We start from the raw sequence: 22,895 nt of genomic DNA, 5'->3' as shown, positions 1-22,895 counted from the left end.
GGCTCAAGGCCGTCTCAGGGCATGTGGGGCTGGTTGTCGGGACGCACTTCGTACACGCCGAGCTTGCGGTGCAGCGGCGATTCGTCGGCGATGAAGAGGAAGGCCGCTGCGCTGGCCGAGGCGTTGGTGAGTGTGGTGGCGGTGTAGCCGGGGATGCAGCAGGTGTCGGCGGCCACGAGGTCGAAACCCTGCGCCTCGGTGGCCACGCGAGCCGCGCCCTCGATCACGTGGTAGACGGCGGCCGGTGAGCGCGCGGGCAGTTGCAGCGTCTGGCCCGGGCGCAGCATCATGGCGTGGAAACCGAGGATGTTCTCCACGTCTTCGCCGGTTTCCGGGTTCACATAGGTCACCTGCACCGCGTCCACGTCGGGCCGGTCGGCCGCGAGCGATTCGAGCGCGGCCTTCGCATCGGCCCAGGGGTAACGCAGCATGGGGTAGCGCTTGCCGCTGCGGCCGAACACGGGCGTGGGCACCACGCCGGCGCGCGCATAGGCGCGGTCGCCCTGGCCGGGCTTGGTGTCCTGGCGGGCGCCGTTGAGGTGGTAGCTCACCTCCAGGTAGTAAGCCAGCGGCAGATCGAGCACGTCGAGCCAGATCACCGGCTCGCTGCCGTCGTGGCCGTGTTCGTGCCACAGGCCGGTGGGCGTGAGGATCAGGTCGCCGCGCGACATGGGGCAGCGTTCACCGTCGACCGTGGTCCAGGCGCCTTCGCCTTCCACCACCATGCGCACGGCATTGGGCGTGTGGCGGTGGCTCGGTGCCCACTCGCCGGGCATGAGCAGTTGCATGCCGAGGTACATGGCCGCGCTGGCCTGCATCTTCTCCAGCGTGTGGCCCGGGTTGGCCAACACCAGCACACGGCGCTCGGCCTTCTCGATGGGGGTGAGTTCACCGGCTTTCAGCAACAGCGGCTTGATGGTTTTGTAGGGCCAGTGCGTGGCCTGCGTCTGGCGCGTGGGCGTGTTGGGCGGCAACACGCCGCGCAGGCTGGGCCACAGCGGCACCAGGTTGAGCGCGCGCAGCTCGGCCACGTAGTCGGCGGGCAGGTCTTCGAGTCGTCCGAGGTCGTTCATGGTGTCTCCTGTGTTCAGTGCGGGGCGAGGCAGTTTTCGACGTTCCAGCCGTAGAGCCACTCCATCGCGTCGTAAAAACGTTCGGGCGTGCGGCCCTTCCAAAGGTCGTTGCGTACCAGGCGCTCGACACCTTTGGCGTGGTAGATGCGGCCCATCTCGCGCGAGCTCAGCACGATGCGCGCGGTGCGCGCCACGCGCGAGCGCTGGTAGAGGTCGAAGGCCTTCTCGATGTCGTTGCTGTGCACGCGCAAGGCCTCGCCCAGCGTCACCGCGTCTTCGATCGCCATGCACGCGCCCTGCGCCATGTACTGCGTGGTGGGGTGGGCCGCGTCGCCCAGCAGCGTGACGCGGCCAAAGCTCCACTGCCCGATGGGCTCGCGGTCGGCCGTGGCCCAGCGCTTCCAGCTCTTGGGCAGCTCGATCAGCTGGCGCGCCCTGGGGCACAAGCCTTGAAAGTAGCTCTGCACTTCGGCCTGGCTGCCTTCGGTCACGCCCCATTCTTCGGGCTCGCGGCTGTGGAACGTCACCACCACGTTGTACTGCTCGCCGCCACGCAGCGGGTAGTGCACCAGGTGGCAATTGGGCCCGACCCAGATGCTGGCCGCGTTCCAGCGCAGGTCTTCGGGGAAGTCGGCCTTGTCGACCACCGCGCGGTAGACCACGTGGCCGGTCACGCGCGCCTCGTCGCCCACGAACTGCTGGCGCACCACCGACTTCACGCCGTCGGCGCCGATGAGCGCCAGACCGCGGTGGGCGTTGCCGTGCTGGTCGTGCACTGTCACGCCATCGGCGTCCTGCTCGACGCGCGCCACGCGGGTGGAGGTGTGGAACTGAATCTGCCCGCTGGCCTGCACGCCCTCCAGCAACGAGGTGTGCGCATCGGCCCGGTGGATCACCGCGTAGGGGTTGCCGAAACGCTGGCGGAAGGCTTCGCCGGTGGGGATCTTGCCGACCTGGTATTCGTCAATGGCGTCGTGCATGACCATGAAGTCGGTGTACACAGCGCGCTTGCGCGCGGCCTCGCCCACGCCCAGCGCATCAAACGCGTGAAAGGCGTTGGGCCCCAGCTGCATGCCCGCGCCGATCTCGCCCAGCTCGGCCGCCTGCTCCAGCACCTGGACGCGAAAGCCCTGGCGCACCAGGGCCAGGGCGGCGGCCAGGCCGCCGATGCCGCCGCCGGCCACGATGACGGGCAGGTCTGAAGGGGGTGCGCTCATCGGTGTCTCCTCGATATGCATCGTATGCTGATGATCAGTGTACTTATTGTATGACCGGTGCTAGGATTCCCGCAACCCCCCCCGCTCTCGACGCCTCTTCTCCATGAAACGCAGCCCACCCGCCGTCGACATCGACCACCAGCCCGGCCACTACATCCGCCGGCTGCACCAGATATCGGTGGGCATCTTCCTGCAGGAGCTGGGCGAGATCGGCATCACCCCGGTGCAATACGCCGCCCTGCAGACCGTGGCCAACCACCCTGGAATCGACCAGCGCACGCTGGCGCGCACGATCGCGCTGGACGCCTCCACCACCGGTGGTGTGGTCGACCGGCTGGAAGCACGTGGCTGGCTGGAGCGCAAGACCGCGCCCGAAGACCGCCGGGCCCGCCAGCTTGCGCTCACCGACGCCGGCGTGCAACTGTTGGGCGAGGCGGTGCCGGCCATGCTGGGCGCGCAAGACTTGATCCTGGGGCCGCTCTCCGAGCGCCAGCGCGCCCAGTTCATGAAGCTGCTGCGCCTGCTGGTGGACACCAACAACGAACACAGCCGCGCGCCGAGCGAAGCGATGAAGTGAGCGCGGTGGGGCTAGAGCAGGCTCTTAGCTCCGCAGGTGTGCCACCACCGCCTGCAGCACCTGCTCGTCGCGCAGCAGCCGGGTGTGGCCCAGGCCGCTGGTTTCCATCAACTGCGCGCCAGCGATCGCATCGCGGTAGGCCTCGGCGTCGGCAAAGCGGTTGATGCGGTCTTCGCGGTCGTGCACGATGAGCGTGGGCACGGCCACGCGCGGGCCGACCGCGGCCGGCTCGAACTGGCGCATCAGAATGCCTTCGCGCGCTTCCACGCGTTGCTGCATGCGCGAGCGCGTGTCCTCGCTCAGGCCGAACACCATGGCGAACAGGCGCGTGTAGGCGTGGGGCGAGGCCGGTGGCGCCAGCAGCGCCAGCCGTGCCACCGGCAGGCCGCGCGCGGCGGCGTAGGCCAGCGCGTTGGCGGCCAGCGAATGCGCCGCCACGGCGCGCACCTCATGGCCTTGTTGCTGCAGGCGGGCGGTGACGTACTCGATGGCGCGCGCGAACTGCGGCAGGTTGCTGGTACTGCCCTGGCTGCGGCCATGGGCGGGCAGGTCCACCAGCATGGGCCGCAGGCCCTGGGTCATCAGGGCCTGCGCCAGTGGCAGCATCTGCGCGGCGTGGCCTCCCCATCCGTGCAGCAGGAGCACCACCGGGCCGGGTGGGCCGGGCGGTGGTTGGTACAGCGTGAGGTTGGCCTGCTCGAACGGCCAGGGTGTGGCCTGCCAGGTGGCCAGTGCGGGCTGCCGGCGGTGCAACCATTTCGGTGGCAGCGGGGTGCCGAACAGGCGGTAGGCGCCGCGCACGGCCAGCGCCGGCCAGAGGCGCTCGGACAGACCCAACGCCCAGCGCAGCCAACGCGTGCCGGGGCTGGCCTGGTAGTAGGCGGAAGCGGTCTGAAGTGGGTTGGTGGTCATGGAATGCTCCTGTAATCGCACAGTTGTGCGAAATTGGTTCAAAAAAAGTCCGAGCAGAAAAGGGATCAGGTCTGATAGGTCTTGACCAGCCGCGCCCAGGTGGCCTGCGCGCGCTCGGTGGCGCGGGGGTCGCGCAGAAAGCGCACGTCGTGCACCAGCCCGATTGCCAGGCTGCAGATCTCGCCCACCAGTTGCTCGGGGTCGGTGCCGGGCTGGAGGTGGCCAAGCTCGACGGCCTGCAGCACGGTGCGGCGCAGCGCGGCGCGCCAGCGGGTGACTTCGCCCAGCAACAGGTCGCGCAGCTCGCCCTCGCGGTCGTCGAGTTCGAAGGCGCCCGAGGTATAGAGGCAGCCGGTGTGGGCCTCGACATCGCGCAGGCGGATGAACCAGCGCCGCACGATCTCGCTCAGGCGCGGCAGCCCCTTGGGCGCCTGCATCGCCGGCACGAACACGTCGGCAAGGAAGCGGCGGCCGAATTCCTCGATCACCGCCTTCTGCAGGGCCTCGCGCGAGCCCACGCGCGAGAACACGCCGCTCTTGGAAACGCCGATGCGGTCGGCCACCGCCTGCAGCGTGATGGCTTCCAGCCCGTCGGACGAAGCCAGGTCCAGCGCCGCGCCCACGATGGCGGCGCGCGTCATTTCACTTTTCTGGGTTCGGGCATCCATGCGCGGCATTTTGGCACGATCGTGCGAAAAAGCAAGCAACGGATGTCGCGCGGGCCGTGTCGCGTGCCTGGGCGCTTGGCGTTGCGGCACCTGCTGGCTATGATCGCGGCGTCCCGTCCACCGACGCCGGCCCCCTTGGAACAACCCAGCCCACCCCTGTTGACACCGGCGCACCTGGCCATGATGGACGGGGGCGTCTCGGTCATCGCCAGCAGTTGCGGCCCCGATCTCACGCCCAGCGTGATGCGCGCCGTCGGCAGCCTTGTGCAGGCGCAGGGCCGCCACATCACCGTGTACGTCTGCCGCAGTCAGGCGGCGCAGTTGCTCGGCGATGTCGCACGCAGTGGGCGCCTGGCGGTGGTGTTCAGCCAGCCCAGCAGCCACAAGACCGTGCAGCTCAAGACACGTGGCGCCAGGCTGCGCGAGGCGCGCGAGGACGACGCGCCTGCGCTGCAGCGTTACCTGCGCGGCATGGAGCGCGAGCTGACCCAGATCGGCTTCGGCCCGCGCTATGCGCGCGCCATGCTCGCGCACCGGCTCGACGACGTGGTGGCCATCGAGTTCGAGCCTGAGCTGGCCTTCGACCAGACACCCGGCTCGAAGGCGGGCCAGCCCATTGCGGGGACGCCGTGACGGCGGCTATCTCTGTGCCCGTGGTGGACCTGGGTGAGGTGCGACCCTGTCTGGAAGGCGCCATCCCCGCCATCATGGCCACCTGCGCGGCCGACGGCACGCCCAACGTGGCCTACATCTCGCAGGTCCACTACGTGGACGAAGGCCACGTGGCGCTGTCGTTCCAGTTTTTCAACAAGACGCGACAGAACCTGCTGGCCAACCCGCGCTCGACCGTGCTGGTGCTCAACCCGCACAACGCCGTTTTCTACCGATTGCACCTGCGCTATCTGCGCACCGAAGATGCCGGTCCGGTGTTCGAGAGCATGAAAGCGCAGCTGGCCGGCATTGCCTCGCACACCGGCATGGCCGACGTGTTTCGGCTGCGCGGGTCGGACATCCACGAGGTGATGGAGGTCGAGCGCTTGCCGCAGGAGCCGCTGTCCGAAGCTTTGTCGCCGCCGCCGCCCAAGCCCAACTTTCTCGCCGTCCTGCGCCGCGGCAGTGCGCGCCTTTCGGCCGCGCGCAGCCTGGGCGCGGCACTCGAGGCTACGCTGGACACGCTGGAGCAAGGCCTGGCCGTGCGTCACGCCATGGTGTTGATACTGGACGCCTCCACGCAGCGCCTCTACACCGTGGCCAGCCGTGGCTACGAGACCTCGGGCGTGGGCTCCGAGATCGCACTGGGTGATGGCGTGATCGGTGTGGCCGCGCGCGAGTGCACGCCGGTGCGCATCACCCACATGACCAGCGCCTACCTCTACAGCCGCGCCATGCGCAACAGCCTGGGCGATGCGCACCCGCAAAACACCGACATCCCCTACCCCGGCCTGCCCGAGCCGCACAGCCAGCTGGCGGTGCCGCTGCGCTCGGCCGGTCGGGTGGTGGGTGTGCTGTTTGTCGAGAGTCCGCTGGACATGCAGTTCAGCTTCGAAGACGAAGATCTGCTGGTGGCGTTGGGCGGCCAGCTGGGCGCGGTCATCGACGTCATGCAGGAGGCCGAAGAACCGTGCTCCGCGGACGAGGCGCAGGCCGCCACGGCGAAAGCTCTCCCGGTCGCGGCTGGCCCGGCTCTGTGCGTTCGGCACTACCGCAGCAACGACAGCGTGTTCATCAACAACGCCTACCTGATCAAAGGTGTGGCGGGCGCCATCCTGTGGAAGCTGTTGCGCCACAGCCAGCAGGGCCGCAGCGAGTTCACCAACCGCGAACTGCGGCTGGACCGCTCGCTGCGCCTGCCCGACGTGGCCGACAACCTCGAAGCCCGCTTGCTGCTGCTGCACCGCCGGCTGGCCGAGCAATGCCCGCAACTGCGCATCCAGAAGACCGGGCGCGGTTGTTTTCGCTTCGAGGCGAACGGCCCGGTCGAGCTCGAAGAGATGGCCGCTTAGCCGACAACAAGACCCGGCACGGGCGGCACGTCCAGGCCGCGCGCGAGCTTGGTCCAGTCGCGCTGGTTCAGCAGTCCTTGCGTTGCGCTCAGCATGCCGTCGAACACCGGCGCCGGTGCACCTGCGCGCATGCCCTGCATCACGCCCAGACGCTCGGGCGCGTTGAGTTGCGGCAGCATCCAGCGCATCACCAGCATCATCTCGGCCGGCGGGATGGTGGCGAGCAGGGCGTCGTGGATGCCGATCAGTTCGGCGTCGTTGTAGGCGGCCCAGAGCGCGGTGTTGTGCACCGTCTCTTCGACATGCATGTGCTGGAAGTTGTCGGCCACGAACAGCGCCAGCGCCAGGTACAGCGCCTGCAGCGCGGCCTCGCGCTCGGCGGCCTCCAGGCCGACGAGGGCCTGGGCGGCGTCGCGCAGGTGGGCGATGTGGTGCAGATGGCCTTCGTGGTCTCGCGCGACGGACCCGCAGACGCCGGGGCAACGCGCCTCGAGTGCGGGGTGCACGAAGTTGTTTTCGTGGACGACGTGGCTGGCGCACAGGTCCATGAGTTCACCCACCCGGGTCGAGGCATGCGCCACATCGGCGGCGTCCGTGGGGTCGGTGCGCCCGACGGTGATCAGGGTGTCGGCCATCAAGGCGCGCAAGGCCTTGTGGATGCCGGCGTACATGTTGAATCGGCCGAGGTGGGTGCGGGCGGTGGCGGCCACGTGGGCCATTTCGAGTGCGTGGGATTGCATGGTGGTTCCTTGGGCGGGCAGAGCCCGGCTTGTCTCGTGATGACCGCAGCACCCCATGTGCAGCGAATCATGGAGGCAAGTCTAGGAATCCACCGCGGCGCGCGCTGCTAAATAGCGCTTAAAGGAATCGTAAAAAAACCTTAAGCGAAGCGGGCGGCAGCTGTTTCAGTCGAGTCCGCGCACACGACCGCGCAGTTGTTTGACGGTGGCGCGCGTGGCCTTGCCCTCCAGCCGGCGCTGCTTCGAGCCGAAGGTGGGCTTGGTGGGCTTGCGCGCCTTGGGCAACGTGGCCACGCTGTCCACCAGCGCCTGCAGGCGCTCCAGCGCTTCGGCCTTGTTCTGCTCCAGGCTGCGGCTGGTCTGCGCCTTGATGACCACCACGCCCTCGGTGGTGATGCGCTGGTCGCTCAGCGCGAGCAGCCGTTCCTTGACCGCGTCGGGCAGCGAGGAGGCGTGCACAGCGAAGCGCAGGTGCACTGCATTGGAGACCTTGTTGACGTTCTGTCCACCCGCGCCCTGGGCGCGGATGGCGGTGAACTCGACCTCGGCAGGATCGATGGTGATCGGCATCGGCGCAGTGTGCCATGCAGTGCCGAGTCAGTAGCGTTCCTTCACGCCGGTGACCATGGCCTTGACGAGGCGCGTGCGCTCGATGCGGCCCATGACGATGGCCGCTGCTGCGTGCAAGCCGACCATCGGCAGCAACCACTCGCCCAGGCCTTCGTGCAGGTCTTGCAGCCACTCCTCGCCCCAGAAGGCGTCAAGGCCCTGCATCCAGCCGGTGAGGCCCAGCGCCAGCACCATGGCCATGAGGCCGAGCACCATGAGCCCACCCAGCGGGTTGTGGCCCCAGTGGCGCTCGGGTTCGTCCGTTGCCAAGGCGCGGATGTGCCGCACCATGCGGCGCGGCGTCGGGAAGAAGTCGGCAAAGCGCGCGTGGCGCGGGCCGATGAAGCCCCACACCCCGCGCACGCCCACCAGCGTGGCGGCCGCGTAGCCCAGCCACTGGTGCAGGGCTTCGCCGTCCTCCACCACGAACAGGTTGAGCAGCACGCAAGCCACCAGCGACCAGTGGAAGACGCGCACCAGCGGGTCCCAGACCCGCTTCGATGCGACGGTGGTCACTTCTGCTCGACCGGCTTGCCGCTCACCGGATCAAAGTAGATCTCGACCTTCTTGCCCGCCTTGTCGGTGCCGTAGATCTCGTAGCACTGGCCCTTGCTCACCTTGAAGGTCTTGATCTGGTAGCCCTGGGCTTCCACATCCTTCTTGAAGGCCGCTTCGGGCATCCACTTTTCCTTCGGTGCGTTGCACGCCGGGCCGGCGACAGCGGCACCGGCCACAGCGAGAAGAAGAGCGGAGAGAACAACAGATTTCATGATTCGTTTCCTTGTGTATCGATGCCAGCGGTTACTGGTGAAGGCATTGAAACGAACGAACTTGAAATGAGGCTTAAACCGCTTTGTGACGAATGTCAGCAGCGGTAACGCAGCCGCTCAGTGGCCATTGGCGCGATCGGGCGCCTTGCGCCACAACAGCATCAGCGCGAGCAGGGCGGAGGCGATCATGAGGAACAGGCTGATCGCGTTGAGCACCGGTGTGGCGCCTTCGCGCATGCGGCTGTACATCAGCACGGTGAGCGGCGAGTCCGAGCCCACGAGCATCAGCGTGGTGTTGAAGTTCTCGAACGACATGAGGAAGGCCATGGCCGCCGCGCCGATCATGCTCGGGCGCAGGTAGGGCAGGGTGATGGTCCAGAGCACGGCGGCGCGGCTGGCGCCGAGGTTGTAGGCGGCTTCCTCCAGCGTGCGGTCAAAGCGGCGCAGGCTGGCCGAGATGGTGAGCGTGGCGATGGTGACGATGTAGCAGAACTGCCCCAGGATCACCAGCGGCAGACCCGGGCGCAGGAAGTCAAGCTCCAGGCCCCAGGTCTCGTCAGCGAAGTTGGCGATGCGGCTGGCGAACGCGAGGATGGAGATGCCCAGGATCACGCCCGGGATCACCAGCGGCAGCATGCTCAGCAGGGCGATGGCGTTCTTGCCGGGAAAGTCGAAACGCTCCAGCAGGAAGGCATTGCAGGTGCCCACGCCAACCGAGAGCACCGTGACCCAGATGGCGACCCAGGCGCTGGTGCCCAGGCTCTGGATCAGCTCGCCGTCGGCCAGCAGGCCGGTGCGGCTGTCGTTGTTGGCCACGAACCAGTCGAGCGTGAAACCCATCCAGGGCGGTGTGGGGTAAGGCGCGTTGTTGAACGCGAACAGCGCCACCACCAGCAGCGGCACGAACAGGAACACGAAGAACAGCACCACGAAGGTGTTGAGGCCGATGCGCTGGGTGAGGGAACGGGGAAGGCTCGGGATCATGTCAGTGGCCGCACGGCCGCCCGAAGGACACTGAGCGCCCCCTCGGGGGGCAGAAAACGAAGTGAACGTGGGGGCTTCATGTCGTCAGGTCTTCATCACCGCGCCAAAGCGCTGGCCGGTGAGCTTGAGGCCCACCCACACCAGCACGGTGGACAGAAACAGCAGCAGGAAACCGAAGGCCGCGCCCTGGTTCCAGTTGAAGCGGGTGATGAACTGCGTGTAGATCTGCTCGGTGAACCACAGCGAGTTCTTGCCGCCCAGCAGCGTGGGCGTGAGGTAGTTGCCCAGACACAGCATGAAGACCACGATGCAACCGGCCGCGATGCCCGGTGCCGCGTGGGGAATGACGATGCGGCGCACGATGTTGGTGGTGCTGCCGCCTAGGTCGTAGGCGGCTTCGATCAGGCTGTCGTCCAGGCTCTCCAGGCTGTTGACCAGCGGGATCACCATGAAGAGCAACGAGGCGTAGACCAGACCCACCAGGATGGTGGTGTCGCGGTAGAGCAGCTCCACCGGTGCACTGGCCAGGCCCAGACTCTGCAGCAGGCTGGAGACCACACCGGTTTCGCGCAGCAGGATCAGCCAGCCCAGCGTGCGCACCAACTCGCTGACCCAGAACGGCAGCAGGCACAGCACCAGCAGCATGGCCCTGGCGCGGCCGCGTGCCACCTTGGCGATGTACCAGGCGGCCGGAAAGGCCAGCAGCAGCGTGAGCAGCGTGGCCAGCACCGAGAGCGTGGCGGTGCGCACGAAGGTGTTCCAGTACAGCGGCTCGTCCACGAAGGTGCGGTATTGCGCCAGGCTGAAGCCGTACTTGCCCGGCCCGGTGCGCGCCTGCAGCGAGAGCACCAGCAGTTCCACATGCGGCAGGATCACCAGACCCAGCAGCCACAGCAGCGCCGGCGCGAACAACACGCCCAGAAAGAAACGGCGGTGGGTGCTCGGGGTCATGGTGATCAGGCCGCGAAGCACCAGGCCTGTGCGCTCTGGTAGGCGAAGTGCACCGTCTCACCCGGCTTCAGATCGGCCAGGCGTCCGGTGAGAGGCAGGGCGATGTGCAGCGGCGTGTTGCTGCGCGCCTCGCGCACCTGCACGGTGGAGTTGCCGCCGTCGAACAGCACGCTGTCGACCACAGCGCTCCAGGCCGGGTCGCCGGCGGGCAGCTCTTTCGGGCTGCGCCCGATTTCGATGGCCTCGGGTCGCACGAAGAGCACCGCGGTCTGGCCCACGGTGACTGTGCCCACGGCCTTCGCCCACAGGGCCATGCCGCTGCCGGTGCGCAGCTGCACCTGGGCACCGTTGAGCTGCTCCACGTGGCCCTCGAAACGGTTGTTGTTGCCCACGAAGCCCGCCACGAAGGACGTGGCCGGCTCGTAATACAGCTGCTGCGGGCTGCCGAGCTGCTCGAAGCGACCCTGGTTCATCACCGCGACCTGGTCCGACATCACCAGTGCTTCCGACTGGTCGTGCGTGATGTAGACGAAGGTGGTGCCGATCTCGGCTTGCAACTGCTTGAGCTCGACCTTCATGTGCTCGCGCAGCTTGAGGTCCAGCGCGCCCAGCGGCTCGTCGAGCAGCAGCAGGGTGGGCTCCAGCACCAGCGAGCGCGCGATGGCCACGCGTTGTTTCTGCCCGCCGGAGAGCTGGTCGATGCGCTTGTCGGCACTGCCGGGCAGGCCCACGCGCTGCAGCATGTCGGTGACTTTGGCCTGGATGGTCGGGCCTTTGACGCCGCGGCGTTCCAGGCCGTAGGCGATGTTCTCACCCACGCTCATCATGGGGAACAGGGCCAGGTGCTGGAACACCATGTTCACCGGCCGCCGGTTGGGTGGCACGCCGAGCATGGACGCACCCTTGATGCGCAGGTCCCCGCTGTCGGGCGCGATGAAGCCCGCGATCATGCGCAGCAGCGTGGTCTTGCCGCAGCCCGAAGGGCCGAGGATGGAGAAGAACGAGCCGCGGCGGACGTTGAAGCTCAAGGCCTGCACCGCCGCAAACGCGCCATAGCGTTTGTCGACGGCCAGGACTTCGAGATCGTTGTCGCCGGGGGATCCGGCGCCGGGTGTGGGCACCGCTTACTTGGCGGCTTTGACGCGGTCGAGCACGCGGCCTTCGATGTCTTCAATGCCGGCGGGCACCGGGGGGTACCATTTGATGTTCTTCAGCGCGGCCTCGGGGAAGCTGTCGGCGAACTGCTTCTTGAGTGTGGCGTCGGCCAACTGGTCGGCGCCTTTGCTGGCGGTGAAGTTGCCTGCGGCACTGGCCACCTTGGCGGCGACCTCAGGGCGCATGTTGAAGTTGATCCAGGCGTAGGCCGCTTCGTCGTTCTTGCCCTTGGCGGGCAGGGCGAAGGTGTCGACCCAACCCAGCGCACCGGATTTGGGCGCGATGAACTTGATGTCCTGGTTGGCCTTGTTCAGTTCCCAGCCGCCGGTGTCCCACATCATGGCGGTGGTCAGCTCACCCGAGCGGATGCCCGCGAGCAGCTGGTCCTTGCCGTCCCAGTAGAACTTCACGTTCTTCTTGCACTCGGCGAGCTTCTTGCCCATGTCATCCATGAGGGCGGTGTAGGCCTTGGGGTCGTTGTAGAGCTTGAACGGGTCTTTGCCGGATGCAAACGCCATCGCAATCAGTGTGGGTCGCTTCAGGCGCATGCTGACCTTGCCGGCGTTCTCTGCGGCGCACAGGTCGGCGTAATCGGTGGCCTTGGAGGTCTTGGTGTTGACGACCAGACCGTCGGTGCCCCAGATGTGCGGCACGCCATAGACCTTGCCGGCCACGGTGGTGTTCTTCTTGGTGGCGTCAAGCATGGACGGGATGAACAGCTCGGACTTGAGCTTGCTCAGGTCCATGGGCTTGTAGATCTTGAATTCGGTCTGCGGGCCAGCGATGCGGTCCTGGCTGGGCTGCACCAGATCGAAGCCGGCGCCCGCGGTGGCGCGCAGCTTGGAGATCATTTCCTCGTTGTTCGAGAGCGTGACCTCGACATTGATGCCGGTTTCCTTGGTGAACTGCTCGACCACTTCCTTGGGCGCGTAACCGCCCCAGGTGAGCAGTCGCAGCGTCTTGTCTTGCGCACTGGCGCCGGTGGCGGCGCACAACGCCAGGGTGGCCAGGGCCATGCGGTGGAGGGGTCGGCTCATGTGGTGACTCACTTTCAAAGGTGACAGAACAATGAAGACAGCGTGACGACGGGATGGACCGGGTGTGACAGGCGAAGCGCCACTATGGTCCAACGGCATGGCTTGTCAAGACAGCAGGCACGAAGCGAGCCGACATCAGCGTACGTCCAACGGGTGACGGTCCGGTGACAGCCCCGCAACGCGCGGGGCCATGTGCGTGGCTGGGATAATCCCTCGATGGCAAACAAACAACGGGTGGTGGTCGGGTTGAGCGGGGGCGTGGACTCCGCGGTGAGCGCGTACCTGCTCAAACAACAGGGCTTTGAGGTCATCGGCATCTTCATGAAGAACTGGGAAGACGACGACGACAGCGAATACTGCTCGACCCGGCAGGATTTTCTGGACGCCGCCAGCGTGGCCGACGTGCTGGGCATCGACATCGAACACGTGAACTTCGCTGCCGAATACAAGGATCGCGTGTTCGCCGAGTTCCTGCGCGAGTACCAGGCCGGGCGCACGCCCAACCCCGACATCCTGTGCAATGCCGAAATCAAGTTCAAGGCCTTCCTGGACCACGCCATGCGCCTGGGCGCCGAGAAGATCGCCACCGGTCACTACGCCCGGGTGCGCGAGCGCGATGGATCGTTCGAGCTGCTCAAGGGACGCGATCCGCTGAAGGACCAGAGCTACTTTCTGCACCGCCTGAACCAGGCCCAACTGAGCAAGACGCTGTTTCCGGTGGGCGAGCTGCCCAAGACCGAGGTGCGCCGCATCGCGGCCGAGATCGCCCTGCCCAATGCGAAGAAGAAGGACAGCACCGGCATCTGCTTCATCGGCGAGCGGCCGTTCCGGGATTTCCTCAACCGCTACATCGCCAAGGAACCCGGGCCGATCAAGGACCACAAGGGCCGCGTGCTCGGCCAGCATGTGGGCCTGAGCTTCTACACCCTGGGGCAGCGCCAGGGCCTGGGCATCGGGGGGGTGCGCGAGAAGGGCGCGCAAAAGGGCGGCAACGAACACGCGCCCTGGTTCGTCGCACGCAAGGACATCAAGACCAACACGCTGTGGGTGGTGCAGGGCCACGACCACCCCTGGCTGCTCACGCCGCGGTTGCGCGCGCAGGACGCGAGCTGGGTCTCGGGCCACGCGCCGGCCACCGGCGACATGGCCGCGAAGACGCGCTACCGCCAGGCCGATGCGCCCTGCCGTTTCGAGGCCGACGGTGACACCGGTTTCGCGCTCGCGTTCACCGACCCCCAGTGGGCCGTGACCCCCGGGCAAAGCGCGGTGCTGTACGACGGCGAGGTGTGCCTGGGCGGCGGTGTGATCACCTCCGATGCCGCGTCCATGGCCGCCGAGACACTCGCCCGCTCGGGGCCCGTGCCGGCCTGAAGCGGCTCAATGCGCGGGCGCGCCCAGGCGAGCGTGAATGCGCCGCGTGGTGCGCCACACGACCCACAGCACGAGTGGCACCAGAGCGCCTGCGGCCATCTCCGGCTGGATCGGCAGACCCGCGGCCTTGGCGCCCTTGGCGATGTAGAGCAGCAGGCTGATCACGTAGTACGAGATGGCCGCGATCGACAGGCCTTCCACCGTGGCCTGCAGTTGCAGCTGCAGTTCCTGGCCCCGGGTGAGCTTGGCCAGCAACTGCTGGTTTTGTGCTTCCGTGACGATGTCGACCCGAGTGCGCAGCAGCGCGCTGGCGCGCGAGACGCGCTCGGACAGCGAAGCCAGGCGCTGCGCGCTCGCGGCCACCGTGGCCATGGCTGGCGAGAGCCGGCGCTGCATGAACTCGCCGATGGTCTGCGTGCCCGGAATCGGCTTCTCGCGCAACTCGGCAATGCGCTGCGTGACCACCGCGTCGTAGGCGCGCGTGGCCGCGAAGCGGTAGGTGTTCTCGGCCGTGGCGCGCTCCACCCGGGCCGCCAGCGAGATCAGTTGGTCCAGCAGCTCCTGCTCGGACGTGGACTTGTTCTCCAGTTGTGCCGTGATGGAGGCCAGCTGGGTTTCGGCCTGCGCGAGCATCGGCGTCAGCGTCTTGACCGCGGGCAGGCCGCGCAGTGCCATCAGGCGGTAGGTCTCGATTTCGAACAGGCGCTGGGAAATGCGACCGGCCCGGGTTTCGCTCGTGTCTTGCGGGGTGATGACCAGCATGCGCTCGAAACCCGAGGGCCGCAGGTGGAAGTCCGTCAGTGCCCAGGAATGGCCGCCACCCAGTTGTGAGGCGACCACGGTGCGTCCGCCGAACCAGCGCTGCGCGGGCCCCATCAGGGCGGCCTGGGCCGCCGGACTCTGATCGGGCAGCACGGCCTGCAGCATGACCATCTTGATCGCGGCCACCGTGCGCCCCGGAATCTCGCTCAGCCAGCCCGGCGGCGTGACCAGTGCGTCCAGCAGTGCCGGCTCGCTCGTGCCCAGGCCCGTGCCTTCGGGCAGGGGCTGCACGATGGAGTAGCGGGTGAACTCGGTGTGGCGCTCCCATTTGAGCGTGTAGCCCTCGAAGCGCAGGCGCAGAAAGTTGCCGCGCAACTGTTCGGGGGTCAGGGCGTCCTGCCCGGGCAGTCGGCGCAGATGCTCACATTCCTGCTCGCGGCTCACGCCGTCGTTGAGTACCGCCACAAAGACGATGAGCACCGGCAGGCGGATGCGCGCGGAAGGCCGCGCATGCACTTCGTTGTGCAGCTCTTCGCGCAGGGCGTCGTCGGGCGGCAATGCACTGGGCGGGACGGGACTGTCGGCAGCTTGTGTGGGCGAATTCATCGGCGCGTGGACTCCAGGATTTGGGGCTGCCGTCAACTGTATGCCAAGGCGGGAGCGCCGCACCCGCAGCGCCCGCTCAGGATTTGCCGAACAGGCGCTTGAGCCAGGCCACGCCGGAGACGGGCGCGGTGCTCGTCGTCTCGCGAGCAGCCATGACCAGGTCGAAGGATGCGCCCCGAGGAGCCCCTTCGGTGGGATTCCACCCAGTCGCTCCATCGACGGCGTGTTCGAGCTCCCGACTGTGCGACACCTCCACCGCGTGCCTTGCGATGCGGGCAGGTTGTGCCATGAGATCCCGGTGCTTCTGGAGTGCCGATCTGATCATGCGGTTCACGTAGCTCGGGCCCGCGGGTTTGGCAATGAAGCGGAATATCTGACCTTCGTTGATCAGTCGGCCGATGTTGCCGCCGTCGCCTTCCGTGGTGTAGATCATGGGGACGATGTTCGGGCTGCAGCGCTTCACTGCCCGGATGAGATCCAGGGTGGAGCCGTAGCCCGCGCGGGTGTCGGCCACGATCACGGCCACCTTGTGGCGGTGGAGCAGCCTGATCGCGTCGCTCGGGTTTCGCGCCCACAACAGCAACATCTCGTCGCCCAGAATGGCTCGGAGCTGGTGTTCGATGGCAGGGTCTTCGTCCATCAAGAGCACGGCTTCGGTGCGCCTGCCACGCAGGCCGTCCATGTCGATTTCCGTGGTGCTCGTCGGGTTCGAAGGTCGGGGCAGGGGGACCTCGCGCGCCACCGTCGCTGCATAGGCGACCGTGTCGATCAGGTGCTGGTTGTTCCAGGGCTTGTTGAGGAAGCGGAACACCTCGCTGTCATTGACCGAGCGCAGCACGTCGGCGTATTCCGAGTACCCGGTGAGCAGCAGTCGCATGGTGTTGGGGGACGCTTCCTTGACCCGTTTGAGGAACTCGGTGCCGGTCATGCCCGGCATGCGCTGGTCGCTGATCACCACGTCGAAATCGCTGTTGCAAACGAGCTCGAGGCCTTCGCAGGCGTCGGTGGCCGACGACACGTCAAAGCGGTCTTGCATCAGCCAGTTGAGCGAGCGCAGCACACTGGGTTCATCGTCCACACAAAGGACACGGGGCTTGCTGAGGGCATTCATGCGGCTTGGCCTGCTGGGATGGGAAGTTCGATCTGGAAGGTGGTGCCGACGCCCACCTGGGTCTTCACGGTCAGGGTTCCGCCGTGTTCGGTCACGATGTCCCGGGCGATGGCCAGGCCCAGCCCGGTGCCCGCACCCACGGGCTTGGTGGTGAAGTAGGGATCGAAGATGCGCGGCAGGACGTCATCGTGAATGCCGTTGCCGGTGTCTTCGACCGTGATGCGTATGCGTTGACCGCCCGCGGCGGTGGACACGGTGACCACGCCGGCACCGTCGATGGCATGGGCCGCGTTCAGGATCAGGTTCAGAAAGGCCTGGTTGAGCTGCGAGGCGTGGCACGCCAGCCTGGGCAGCCTGGAGAACTTGTGGACCACCCGGATCTTGGTGGAGATCACGGCCTTGGCGATGTAGATCACGCTGGCCAGGGTGGCGTTCAGGTCGACAACCGCGGTGCGCGAACGATCCAGCCGGGTGAAACTGCGCAGGTTGTCCACCATCTCATTCATTTGGTCCAGACCCATCAACACATCACCCAGCATGTCCTGCGTCATGCGGAGTTCGTCGGGAAACTGGTCCAGACGCGATCGCACCGAATCGGTGTCGAGCTCCAGTGGCCGGGATGCCGCCGTGTCTCCCGCGCTGGTGGTCGCACGCTCCAGCGCCCGGGATGCGCTGCGGATGCCGGGCGCCATGTCGTCCAGCGCCTGGATGGCCATGAACACGTTGCTTTTGGAGAATGCCAGCGGCGTGTTGAGCTGGTGGGCAACGCTCGCCACCATTTGTCCCAGCAAGGCCATCTTCTCGGACTGCGCGAGCCGCTGCTTGTTCGCCTCGCTCTCTTGCGCCTGCTTTTCGAGCATCGCCTGAGCCCGCCGCACGATGGCGTGGAGCACCGCGTACAGGAGCACGAGCAGGCCCGCCAGCATCACGAGTTGCATCTGCTCCGAGCGCTGCACCTGGTCGCGGTTGTCCTGCATCTGCCGTTCCAGGCCGGCCTGGTTGTCGGCGGCAGTCCGACGGACATCGGCGGAGGTCTGTTGGATCTGGTTGAGGTCGGCGGTGATATCGGAATGCACTTCAAAGACAGCGATGGTCTTGTTCGTGCGTGGATCAACAACCGGCCAATGACTGGCGATGACATCGCGGTTGTCGACCAAGTCTCGCAAGGCGGCGGACCGATCCGGGAATGAAAGCTCGCTGGCGGGTTGCCCCTCGCGTGCTGCGCGCCGCCAGCCGGGATGGCCCGACTGGTCTTCACCCACTTGGGGGTGGTCGGTGGAATACAGGGTGATGCCTTGAAGGTCGTGCATCCGGATCTTCACGACCCGGCTGCCGCGCATGGCGCCGAGCAACCGGGTGTCGAGCGCGGCGAACTGGGGGAGTGCCCGAACGCGTGCCCCTAGTTGCCTCAAGCATGCCCGCGTCTGCGCTGAAGGCATGGGCGCGGGGACCGTGCCTTCGTGTTTGCTCAGGTTCAGGCAGTGGGTGAAATCGATGGCTCGGGCCGCGGCAAGAAACGGCGCCAGCGGGTCTTCCCACAGCGCATTCGACAGGAGGCGAGCCAGTTGGACATTGCTGTCCTCGTGCGCGGTCAACAGATCGCGGCGCGCGACCTCCTCCGCGCGGTTCACCAACAAGGTCTGCATCTCATGAATGGTCTGAGCGTCCTGGTTCTGCACGGACTTCACGAGTTTCGATTCGCTGGCGTGGAAGTGGATCAATGCCGCGGCCACACAGCCAAATGCAACCCAACTGGTGATGCTGAAGTATCTAATCAGTTTGAATCGGGATTGCATGATATTGATCAAATGAGACAGGGCGGAAAATTTTCTGATAGCGTCTCGATACATCGTTTCGGATTCATTGAAGAATTGACTCCGGATTGTGTGGCGATCGCTGAAAGATTGATCGTATTCAGTATCGAGGAATGGCCACATACCGCGATGGCAGTATTTTGAATGCAGCCCCGACAGCCTCTTGAGCAGTTGTTCGCGATCAATCCTTTTCAATATCAATTCTCAATGACTGAAAATACGCAAGATTCAATTGATGGCCGATGCATCCATTCCAGAACGCACGGCTGCGTCTAATTGGAAATCAATATAGTGCTGATGCAGTATTGGCGGTGAATCGACCCCATTTGCAGAATGCAGATCGAAATCGCCGTATGGAAACCGGATGATTCGCCGTGACGCGAGACGATGGCCCTTGGAGCGCATTTCAGACCTACCTACTGAATCGAACAGGGAGTCGCGGGAGTCATGACGTTTCGCCAACGCGCACAGGAGGGGGGGAGGTGGGTCCGGGCGTTGCTCTGGTCGATCTGGCTCCTGTGCGCTCCGGCCCAGGCACTTGTGCTGGGAGAAGCTGAGGCCTACGACTTGTCCACGGCGTTCACCTACCGGCTTGACGACAGCGGGACGCTGTCCGTGCGCGAGGTGCTGGCTCGCCATGAAGCGTGGCGCTTGACGCCTCTGCGGCAAGGCGCTGCAACACCGAACTTCGGTTACCAGAGCGCCACCCTGTGGCTCAAAGCTGAACTGGATGTCTCTGCGCATGCGCCCGATCACTGGTTGATGCAGGTCGCCAACCCGCAACTGGATCGTGTCGAGGTGTTTGTCGTGGAGCCCGGTGGTCGCCTCAGCCGGTCCATGGGCGGCGATGAGCTGCCGTTTTCGGCGCGCGTTGTCCCACACAGACATCTGGTTTTCCCGCTGGTTTTCAACGGGGCCGGTCCACGCACCGTGGTGCTGCGCGTTCAGTCCTCCAGCTCTTTGCAAATCCCCGTCACGCTGCTGCAGCCCCAGGCCCTCTTGAGCCAGGACCACCGCCTGTATTCGCTGTTGAGCTTGTACTTCGGTCTGCTGACAGGCTTGTTCGCCTACAACCTGCTGCTCTATGTGGCGGTTCGCGACCGGGTATACCTCTACTACATTGCGTTCGTCGCCGCCATGGGTGTGGCCCAACTCACCACCTCCGGTTTCGGTGCCCAGTTTCTCTGGCCGGAGCGACCGGACTGGAACAACCTCGCGCTGCATTTGGGCTACGCAGCGTGCGGCCTCGCGGCCCTCCTCTTCGGGCGCCGGTTCCTGCACAGTGCCGATGAGTTGCCGTGGCTGGACCGCGTTCTGCGCGGGCTGTTGGTCTGTTGGTCCATCTACATCGTGCTTCGGCCATGGATGGACTACAAGCTGGCGGCTCATGTCCTGATCGCCATGGTCATTGCCACCATCCTGCCGCTCATGCTCGCGGGGTGGAATCGGCTCATGGCCCGACGCCGGGGCGCACGCTATTTCTTGCTGGCCTGGGCTCTGCTGATGGTGTGCGGTGTTGCCGAGTCCCTGATTTCGCTGGGCTGGTTGCCGGCGAACACGCTGCTGGCGCATCCTGTCATGGTCGGCTCGGCTGTCGAGATGCTGCTGCTGTCGTTTGCCTTGGCCGATCGCATCAAGGCCGATCGCGAAGCGAAGGATCTGGCGCTGTCCATGGGCTTGCGTGAGCAGGTGAAGAAACAGGAGGCTGAGCGTCAATCGATCGAAAAATCGCGGTTTCTCGCGGCGGTCAGCCACGACCTGCGGCAGCCGCTGTTCGCCATGGGCCTGGCCACTGAGAGCCTGCATGCGCGCGAGCCTAGGCACGACCCCACCGTGATGCAGATGAAATCTGCACTCGTGTCGGCCAACGGATTGCTGGACTCGATCATGACCATGGCACGTCTGGAAACCGGCTCACTGAGAGCGAACATGTCCGATTTCTCCATCCAGCCGTTGCTGGATCGGGTGGACCTGACTTTCGCGCCCCAGGCCACGGCCAAGGGGCTGCGCTGGGTGGTCACACCGAGCATCGCCTGTGTGCACAGCGACCCCTTGCTGCTGGAACGCATGGTCAACAACCTGGTGTCCAACGCCGTGCGCTTCACCCAGTCCGGTGGCGTGGTGGTGTCTTGTCGTCTCAGCGGGGCGTGTCTGCTGCTGCAGGTTTGGGACACCGGTGCGGGCATAGCTCCGGCTCACCACGAAACCATCTTCACCGAATACTTTCGGGGGGAGCCCGAGACCGAGAGCGACAACGGTGTCGGGCTGGGCCTCTTCATCGTCAAGAGCTGCGCCGCGATGTTGGACATCGGTCTGTCGTTGCGATCCGTGCCGGGCCGCGGCTCTTGCTTTTCGCTGCGCATCCCGCTGACGCGATCACAGTCGGCGAGCCTGGCCAGGGCGGTTGACCTTCAGCCAGCCTCTCTGACGGAGAGATCGGTTTGAACCAGGGCCAGGGGGTAGCGCTGACCCGCCAGGTGGTCTTCCATGCAGCGCAGCACCAGGGGGCTGCGATGGCGTGGCGCGCTGCGACGGATCTCATCGGGCGTGAGCCACAACGTCCTGACGATGCCGGTGTCCAGGCTGACACCCGGCACCACATCCCCCAACTCGCCGCAGAACGCAAACCGCAGGTAGGTGATGTCCTCGTCCTCGGCGGGGATTTGGCCGGCCCGTTGAAACCGCGATAGGTACACGCCCACCAGCGCTGTGGGCGTGAAGCGGTGAGTGGTCTCTTCCAGCGTCTCGCGCACCACACCTTCGGCCGGGCTTTCACCAGGGTCCAGGTGGCCGGCTGGATTGTTCAGGCGCAAGCCCTCAGGCGTGTGCTCTTCGATCAACAGGTACCTGCCATCGCGCTCGATGACGGCGGCCACGGTGACACTGGGTTTCCAACGGATGGGCATGAGCCGATTATCTCCACCCGTGCCACCGCTGGCTTGCCCTTGAAAGACTGGGCTGGACAAGACTTTCAGTTAAGCTCGGCCGTCGAATTCCCAACCCGCGAGCGAGGAGACGTTCATGATGATTGGCGTACCCACTGAGACCACAGTGGGCGAAACCCGAGTGGCCGTCACACCCGAGACGGCGAAGAAATACGTGGCGCAGGGCCACACGGTTCGCGTTCAATCCGGGGCCGGCGTGGCCGCCAGCGTGACCGACGCGGCGTACACCGCGGTGGGCGCCGAGATCACCGACGCCCCGGGCGCGCTGGGTTGCGACCTGGTGCTCAAGGTGCGCACCCCGTTCGACAACGAGCTGACCCTGATGAAGCCCGGCGCCACCGTGGTCGGCATGCTCAATCCCTTCGATGCCGATGGCCTGCAGCGCATGGCGCGTGCCGGTCTCACCGCTTTTGCACTGGAAGCGGCGCCCCGCACCACCCGTGCGCAAAGCATGGACGTGCTGTCCTCGCAGGCCAACATCGCCGGCTACAAGGCCGTGATGTTGGCGGTCCATCACTACCAGCGCTTCTTCCCCATGCTCATGACGGCGGCGGGCACGGTCAAGGCCGCGCGGGTGGTCATTCTGGGTGTGGGCGTGGCGGGCCTGCAGGCCATTGCCACGGCCAAGCGCCTGGGCGCGGTGATCGAAGCGTCCGACGTGCGCCCGAGCGTGAAAGAGCAGGTCGAGTCGCTGGGTGGCAAGTTCATCGACGTGCCTTACGAAACCGCCGAAGAGAAAGAAGCCGCCGAAGGTGTGGGCGGGTATGCCCGGCCCATGCCACCCAGTTGGCTGGAGCGCCAGAAGGCAGAGGTCGCCAAGCGCGTGGCGCTGGCCGATGTGGTCATCTCCACCGCGCTCATTCCCGGGCGTGCTGCGCCCGTGCTCATCACCGAAGACATGGTCCAGTCGATGAAGCCGGGCAGCGTGATCGTGGACATCGCCGCCGGCAAGGGTGCCAACGGCGTCGGTGGCAACTGCCCGATCACCGAGACCGACCGCACGGTCGTCAAGCACGGCGTGACCATCGTCGGCGAGACCAACCTGGCCGCCATGGTGGGGGCCGACGCCTCGGCGCTGTACGCGCGCAACGTGCTCGATTTCCTCAAGCTCATCGTCAACAAGGACGGTGCGCTGCACGTGGACATGGAAGACGACATCGTCGCGGCCTGCCTGATGACGCAGGGCGGTGAAGTGAAACGCAAGAGCTGAACCCAGCGCAGAGACACCAAGGACAAGACCATGGACGCCGTATCCCCCACCGTTCTCAACCTCATCATCTTCGTGCTCGCCATCTACGTGGGTTATCACGTGGTGTGGAACGTCACGCCCGCGCTGCACACGCCGCTGATGGCCGTGACCAACGCGATCTCCGCCATCGTCATCGTCGGCGCCATGCTGGCCGCCGCGCTCACCGAAACGAACCTGGGCAAGACCATGGGCGTGCTGGCCGTGGCGCTGGCCGCGGTCAACGTCTTCGGTGGCTTCCTGGTCACGCGGCGCATGCTGGAGATGTTCAAGAAAAAAGAGCGCAAGGCGCCTGTGGCTGCAGAAGGAGCGCACAAATGAGCGCCGCGCAGAACCGCTTCAAG

At 66.0% G+C, this 22,895-nt stretch carries 24 protein-coding genes; 8 read left to right on the top strand and 16 right to left on the bottom strand.

Translation table 11 applies throughout. The annotated features are described in order from the left end of the window. Positions 1–14: 14 nt before the first annotated feature. Positions 15–1,073 (bottom strand): cupin domain-containing protein, encoded by a 1,059-nt coding sequence (locus ASE11_RS00995; RefSeq protein ID WP_056264524.1) that lies wholly within the window; start codon positions 1,071–1,073, stop codon positions 15–17. A gap of 14 nt (positions 1,074–1,087) precedes the next feature. Continuing rightward, positions 1,088–2,290, bottom strand: coding sequence for a 3-hydroxybenzoate 6-monooxygenase (locus ASE11_RS00990; protein ID WP_056264520.1), 1,203 nt, complete (start codon positions 2,288–2,290; stop codon positions 1,088–1,090). Between the two features lie 103 nt (positions 2,291–2,393). Here ASE11_RS00990 and ASE11_RS00985 point away from each other — a divergent pair, with 103 nt between their 5' ends. Continuing rightward, positions 2,394–2,867 (top strand): MarR family winged helix-turn-helix transcriptional regulator, encoded by a 474-nt coding sequence (locus ASE11_RS00985; protein WP_056264517.1) that lies wholly within the window; start codon positions 2,394–2,396, stop codon positions 2,865–2,867. 24 nt (positions 2,868–2,891) lie between these two features. Here the strand turns inward: ASE11_RS00985 and ASE11_RS00980 are convergent, their stop codons facing one another. Together ASE11_RS00980 and ASE11_RS00975 are read right to left on the bottom strand one after the other, a co-directional pair. Beyond that, positions 2,892–3,779, bottom strand: coding sequence for an alpha/beta hydrolase (locus ASE11_RS00980; protein ID WP_056264514.1), 888 nt, complete (start codon positions 3,777–3,779; stop codon positions 2,892–2,894). A 65-nt stretch (positions 3,780–3,844) separates the two neighbouring features. Then, on the bottom strand, positions 3,845–4,447 hold the full coding sequence (locus tag ASE11_RS00975) for a TetR/AcrR family transcriptional regulator (protein WP_056265570.1): 603 nt from the start codon (positions 4,445–4,447) through the stop codon (positions 3,845–3,847). Positions 4,448–4,582: 135 nt separating this feature from the next. Here ASE11_RS00975 and ASE11_RS00970 point away from each other — a divergent pair, with 135 nt between their 5' ends. Together ASE11_RS00970 and ASE11_RS00965 are read left to right on the top strand one after the other, a co-directional pair. Continuing rightward, positions 4,583–5,080 (top strand): hypothetical protein, encoded by a 498-nt coding sequence (locus ASE11_RS00970; protein WP_235501157.1) that lies wholly within the window; start codon positions 4,583–4,585, stop codon positions 5,078–5,080. After that, positions 5,077–6,450, top strand: a complete 1,374-nt coding sequence (locus ASE11_RS00965) for a GAF domain-containing protein (protein ID WP_235501156.1) — start codon at positions 5,077–5,079, stop codon at positions 6,448–6,450. The genes ASE11_RS00970 and ASE11_RS00965 overlap by 4 nt, the downstream gene beginning before the upstream one ends. Here ASE11_RS00965 and ASE11_RS00960 read toward each other — a convergent pair. The 8 genes from ASE11_RS00960 to ASE11_RS00925 all read right to left on the bottom strand — a co-directional run bounded on the left by ASE11_RS00960 (position 6,447) and on the right by ASE11_RS00925 (position 12,696). Beyond that, the gene (locus tag ASE11_RS00960) at positions 6,447–7,190 is read right to left on the bottom strand and encodes a hemerythrin domain-containing protein (RefSeq protein ID WP_056264508.1); all 744 of its coding nucleotides are present in this window, start codon (positions 7,188–7,190) and stop codon (positions 6,447–6,449) included. The genes ASE11_RS00965 and ASE11_RS00960 overlap by 4 nt on opposite strands. Positions 7,191–7,355: 165 nt before the next feature. Next, positions 7,356–7,760, bottom strand: coding sequence for an alternative ribosome rescue aminoacyl-tRNA hydrolase ArfB (gene arfB / locus ASE11_RS00955; protein ID WP_056264503.1), 405 nt, complete (start codon positions 7,758–7,760; stop codon positions 7,356–7,358). 27 nt (positions 7,761–7,787) lie between these two features. Beyond that, positions 7,788–8,315 (bottom strand): cytochrome b/b6 domain-containing protein, encoded by a 528-nt coding sequence (locus ASE11_RS00950; protein WP_056264500.1) that lies wholly within the window; start codon positions 8,313–8,315, stop codon positions 7,788–7,790. Further along, positions 8,312–8,569, bottom strand: a complete 258-nt coding sequence (locus tag ASE11_RS00945) for a PepSY domain-containing protein (protein WP_056264497.1) — start codon at positions 8,567–8,569, stop codon at positions 8,312–8,314. The genes ASE11_RS00950 and ASE11_RS00945 overlap by 4 nt, the downstream gene beginning before the upstream one ends. Before the next feature lie 117 nt (positions 8,570–8,686). Beyond that, entirely contained in the window at positions 8,687–9,553 is an 867-nt protein-coding gene (locus ASE11_RS00940; RefSeq protein WP_056264494.1) for an ABC transporter permease, read from the bottom strand. Positions 9,554–9,637: 84 nt separating this feature from the next. Then, a complete protein-coding gene (locus ASE11_RS00935; RefSeq protein WP_056265565.1) occupies positions 9,638–10,504 on the bottom strand; it encodes an ABC transporter permease in 867 nt (288 codons plus the stop codon). Positions 10,505–10,509: 5 nt separating this feature from the next. After that, positions 10,510–11,625 (bottom strand): ABC transporter ATP-binding protein, encoded by a 1,116-nt coding sequence (locus ASE11_RS00930; protein ID WP_056264491.1) that lies wholly within the window; start codon positions 11,623–11,625, stop codon positions 10,510–10,512. A 3-nt stretch (positions 11,626–11,628) separates the two neighbouring features. After that, positions 11,629–12,696, bottom strand: coding sequence for an extracellular solute-binding protein (locus tag ASE11_RS00925; RefSeq protein WP_056264488.1), 1,068 nt, complete (start codon positions 12,694–12,696; stop codon positions 11,629–11,631). Positions 12,697–12,912: 216 nt separating this feature from the next. Here ASE11_RS00925 and mnmA point away from each other — a divergent pair, with 216 nt between their 5' ends. Continuing rightward, complete coding sequence (mnmA, locus tag ASE11_RS00920) at positions 12,913–14,067, top strand: tRNA 2-thiouridine(34) synthase MnmA (protein ID WP_056264485.1); 1,155 nt, start codon at positions 12,913–12,915, stop codon at positions 14,065–14,067. Between the two features lie 6 nt (positions 14,068–14,073). Here mnmA and ASE11_RS00915 read toward each other — a convergent pair whose 3' ends face one another. The 3 genes from ASE11_RS00915 to ASE11_RS00905 form a co-directional block, all read right to left on the bottom strand. Next, complete coding sequence (locus tag ASE11_RS00915) at positions 14,074–15,435, bottom strand: DUF3422 family protein (protein WP_056264483.1); 1,362 nt, start codon at positions 15,433–15,435, stop codon at positions 14,074–14,076. A 76-nt stretch (positions 15,436–15,511) separates the two neighbouring features. After that, complete coding sequence (locus ASE11_RS00910) at positions 15,512–16,546, bottom strand: response regulator (RefSeq protein ID WP_082585423.1); 1,035 nt, start codon at positions 16,544–16,546, stop codon at positions 15,512–15,514. After that, the gene (locus ASE11_RS00905; protein ID WP_162258009.1) at positions 16,543–18,192 is read right to left on the bottom strand and encodes an ATP-binding protein; all 1,650 of its coding nucleotides are present in this window, start codon (positions 18,190–18,192) and stop codon (positions 16,543–16,545) included. The genes ASE11_RS00910 and ASE11_RS00905 overlap by 4 nt, the downstream gene beginning before the upstream one ends. Before the next feature lie 3 nt (positions 18,193–18,195). Between ASE11_RS00905 and ASE11_RS26085 the strand changes: the two genes are divergently transcribed. Both ASE11_RS26085 and ASE11_RS00900 read left to right on the top strand, forming a co-directional pair. Continuing rightward, entirely contained in the window at positions 18,196–18,504 is a 309-nt protein-coding gene (locus ASE11_RS26085) for a hypothetical protein (RefSeq protein ID WP_162258008.1), read from the top strand. Positions 18,505–18,807: 303 nt separating this feature from the next. Then, entirely contained in the window at positions 18,808–20,805 is a 1,998-nt protein-coding gene (locus ASE11_RS00900) for a sensor histidine kinase (RefSeq protein ID WP_082585421.1), read from the top strand. On the opposite strand, the gene ASE11_RS00895 is transcribed toward ASE11_RS00900, so the two are convergent. After that, complete coding sequence (locus ASE11_RS00895; RefSeq protein ID WP_056264469.1) at positions 20,772–21,266, bottom strand: NUDIX hydrolase; 495 nt, start codon at positions 21,264–21,266, stop codon at positions 20,772–20,774. The two genes, ASE11_RS00900 and ASE11_RS00895, sit on opposite strands and share 34 nt — an antisense overlap. A 115-nt stretch (positions 21,267–21,381) precedes the next feature. On the opposite strand from ASE11_RS00895, the gene ASE11_RS00890 reads away from it, so the two are divergent. Both ASE11_RS00890 and ASE11_RS00885 read left to right on the top strand, forming a co-directional pair. Continuing rightward, a complete protein-coding gene (locus ASE11_RS00890) occupies positions 21,382–22,515 on the top strand; it encodes a Re/Si-specific NAD(P)(+) transhydrogenase subunit alpha (RefSeq protein ID WP_056264464.1) in 1,134 nt (377 codons plus the stop codon). A gap of 30 nt (positions 22,516–22,545) precedes the next feature. Then, complete coding sequence (locus tag ASE11_RS00885; RefSeq protein ID WP_056264460.1) at positions 22,546–22,872, top strand: NAD(P) transhydrogenase subunit alpha; 327 nt, start codon at positions 22,546–22,548, stop codon at positions 22,870–22,872. The last annotated feature ends 23 nt before the right edge of the window (positions 22,873–22,895 follow it).

It is taken from the genome of Hydrogenophaga sp. Root209, assembly GCF_001428625.1.
GTDB lineage: Bacteria > Pseudomonadota > Gammaproteobacteria > Burkholderiales > Burkholderiaceae_C > Hydrogenophaga.
Note: the sequence above shows the minus strand (reverse complement) of the source record. Positions and strands in the feature narration are given on the sequence as shown.

What these genes read in the sequence shown, in the direction of transcription:
- ASE11_RS26085 (WP_162258008.1), top strand. Translation starts at nt 18,196, where the DNA reads ATGAATGGTCTGAGCGTCCTGGTTCTGCACGGACTTCACGAGTTTCGA.
- ASE11_RS00905 (WP_162258009.1), bottom strand. Translation starts at nt 18,192, where the DNA reads ATGCAGACCTTGTTGGTGAACCGCGCGGAGGAGGTCGCGCGCCGCGAT.
- ASE11_RS00925 (WP_056264488.1), bottom strand. Translation starts at nt 12,696, where the DNA reads ATGAGCCGACCCCTCCACCGCATGGCCCTGGCCACCCTGGCGTTGTGC.
- ASE11_RS00990 (WP_056264520.1), bottom strand. Translation starts at nt 2,290, where the DNA reads ATGAGCGCACCCCCTTCAGACCTGCCCGTCATCGTGGCCGGCGGCGGC.
- ASE11_RS00940 (WP_056264494.1), bottom strand. Translation starts at nt 9,553, where the DNA reads ATGATCCCGAGCCTTCCCCGTTCCCTCACCCAGCGCATCGGCCTCAAC.
- mnmA (WP_056264485.1), top strand. Translation starts at nt 12,913, where the DNA reads ATGGCAAACAAACAACGGGTGGTGGTCGGGTTGAGCGGGGGCGTGGAC.
- ASE11_RS00945 (WP_056264497.1), bottom strand. Translation starts at nt 8,569, where the DNA reads ATGAAATCTGTTGTTCTCTCCGCTCTTCTTCTCGCTGTGGCCGGTGCC.
- ASE11_RS00975 (WP_056265570.1), bottom strand. Translation starts at nt 4,447, where the DNA reads ATGGATGCCCGAACCCAGAAAAGTGAAATGACGCGCGCCGCCATCGTG.
- ASE11_RS00890 (WP_056264464.1), top strand. Translation starts at nt 21,382, where the DNA reads ATGATGATTGGCGTACCCACTGAGACCACAGTGGGCGAAACCCGAGTG.
- ASE11_RS00980 (WP_056264514.1), bottom strand. Translation starts at nt 3,779, where the DNA reads ATGACCACCAACCCACTTCAGACCGCTTCCGCCTACTACCAGGCCAGC.
- arfB (WP_056264503.1), bottom strand. Translation starts at nt 7,760, where the DNA reads ATGCCGATCACCATCGATCCTGCCGAGGTCGAGTTCACCGCCATCCGC.
- ASE11_RS00915 (WP_056264483.1), bottom strand. Translation starts at nt 15,435, where the DNA reads ATGAATTCGCCCACACAAGCTGCCGACAGTCCCGTCCCGCCCAGTGCA.
- ASE11_RS00960 (WP_056264508.1), bottom strand. Translation starts at nt 7,190, where the DNA reads ATGCAATCCCACGCACTCGAAATGGCCCACGTGGCCGCCACCGCCCGC.
- ASE11_RS00995 (WP_056264524.1), bottom strand. Translation starts at nt 1,073, where the DNA reads ATGAACGACCTCGGACGACTCGAAGACCTGCCCGCCGACTACGTGGCC.
- ASE11_RS00910 (WP_082585423.1), bottom strand. Translation starts at nt 16,546, where the DNA reads ATGAATGCCCTCAGCAAGCCCCGTGTCCTTTGTGTGGACGATGAACCC.
- ASE11_RS00935 (WP_056265565.1), bottom strand. Translation starts at nt 10,504, where the DNA reads ATGACCCCGAGCACCCACCGCCGTTTCTTTCTGGGCGTGTTGTTCGCG.
- ASE11_RS00985 (WP_056264517.1), top strand. Translation starts at nt 2,394, where the DNA reads ATGAAACGCAGCCCACCCGCCGTCGACATCGACCACCAGCCCGGCCAC.
- ASE11_RS00900 (WP_082585421.1), top strand. Translation starts at nt 18,808, where the DNA reads ATGACGTTTCGCCAACGCGCACAGGAGGGGGGGAGGTGGGTCCGGGCG.
- ASE11_RS00895 (WP_056264469.1), bottom strand. Translation starts at nt 21,266, where the DNA reads ATGCCCATCCGTTGGAAACCCAGTGTCACCGTGGCCGCCGTCATCGAG.
- ASE11_RS00885 (WP_056264460.1), top strand. Translation starts at nt 22,546, where the DNA reads ATGGACGCCGTATCCCCCACCGTTCTCAACCTCATCATCTTCGTGCTC.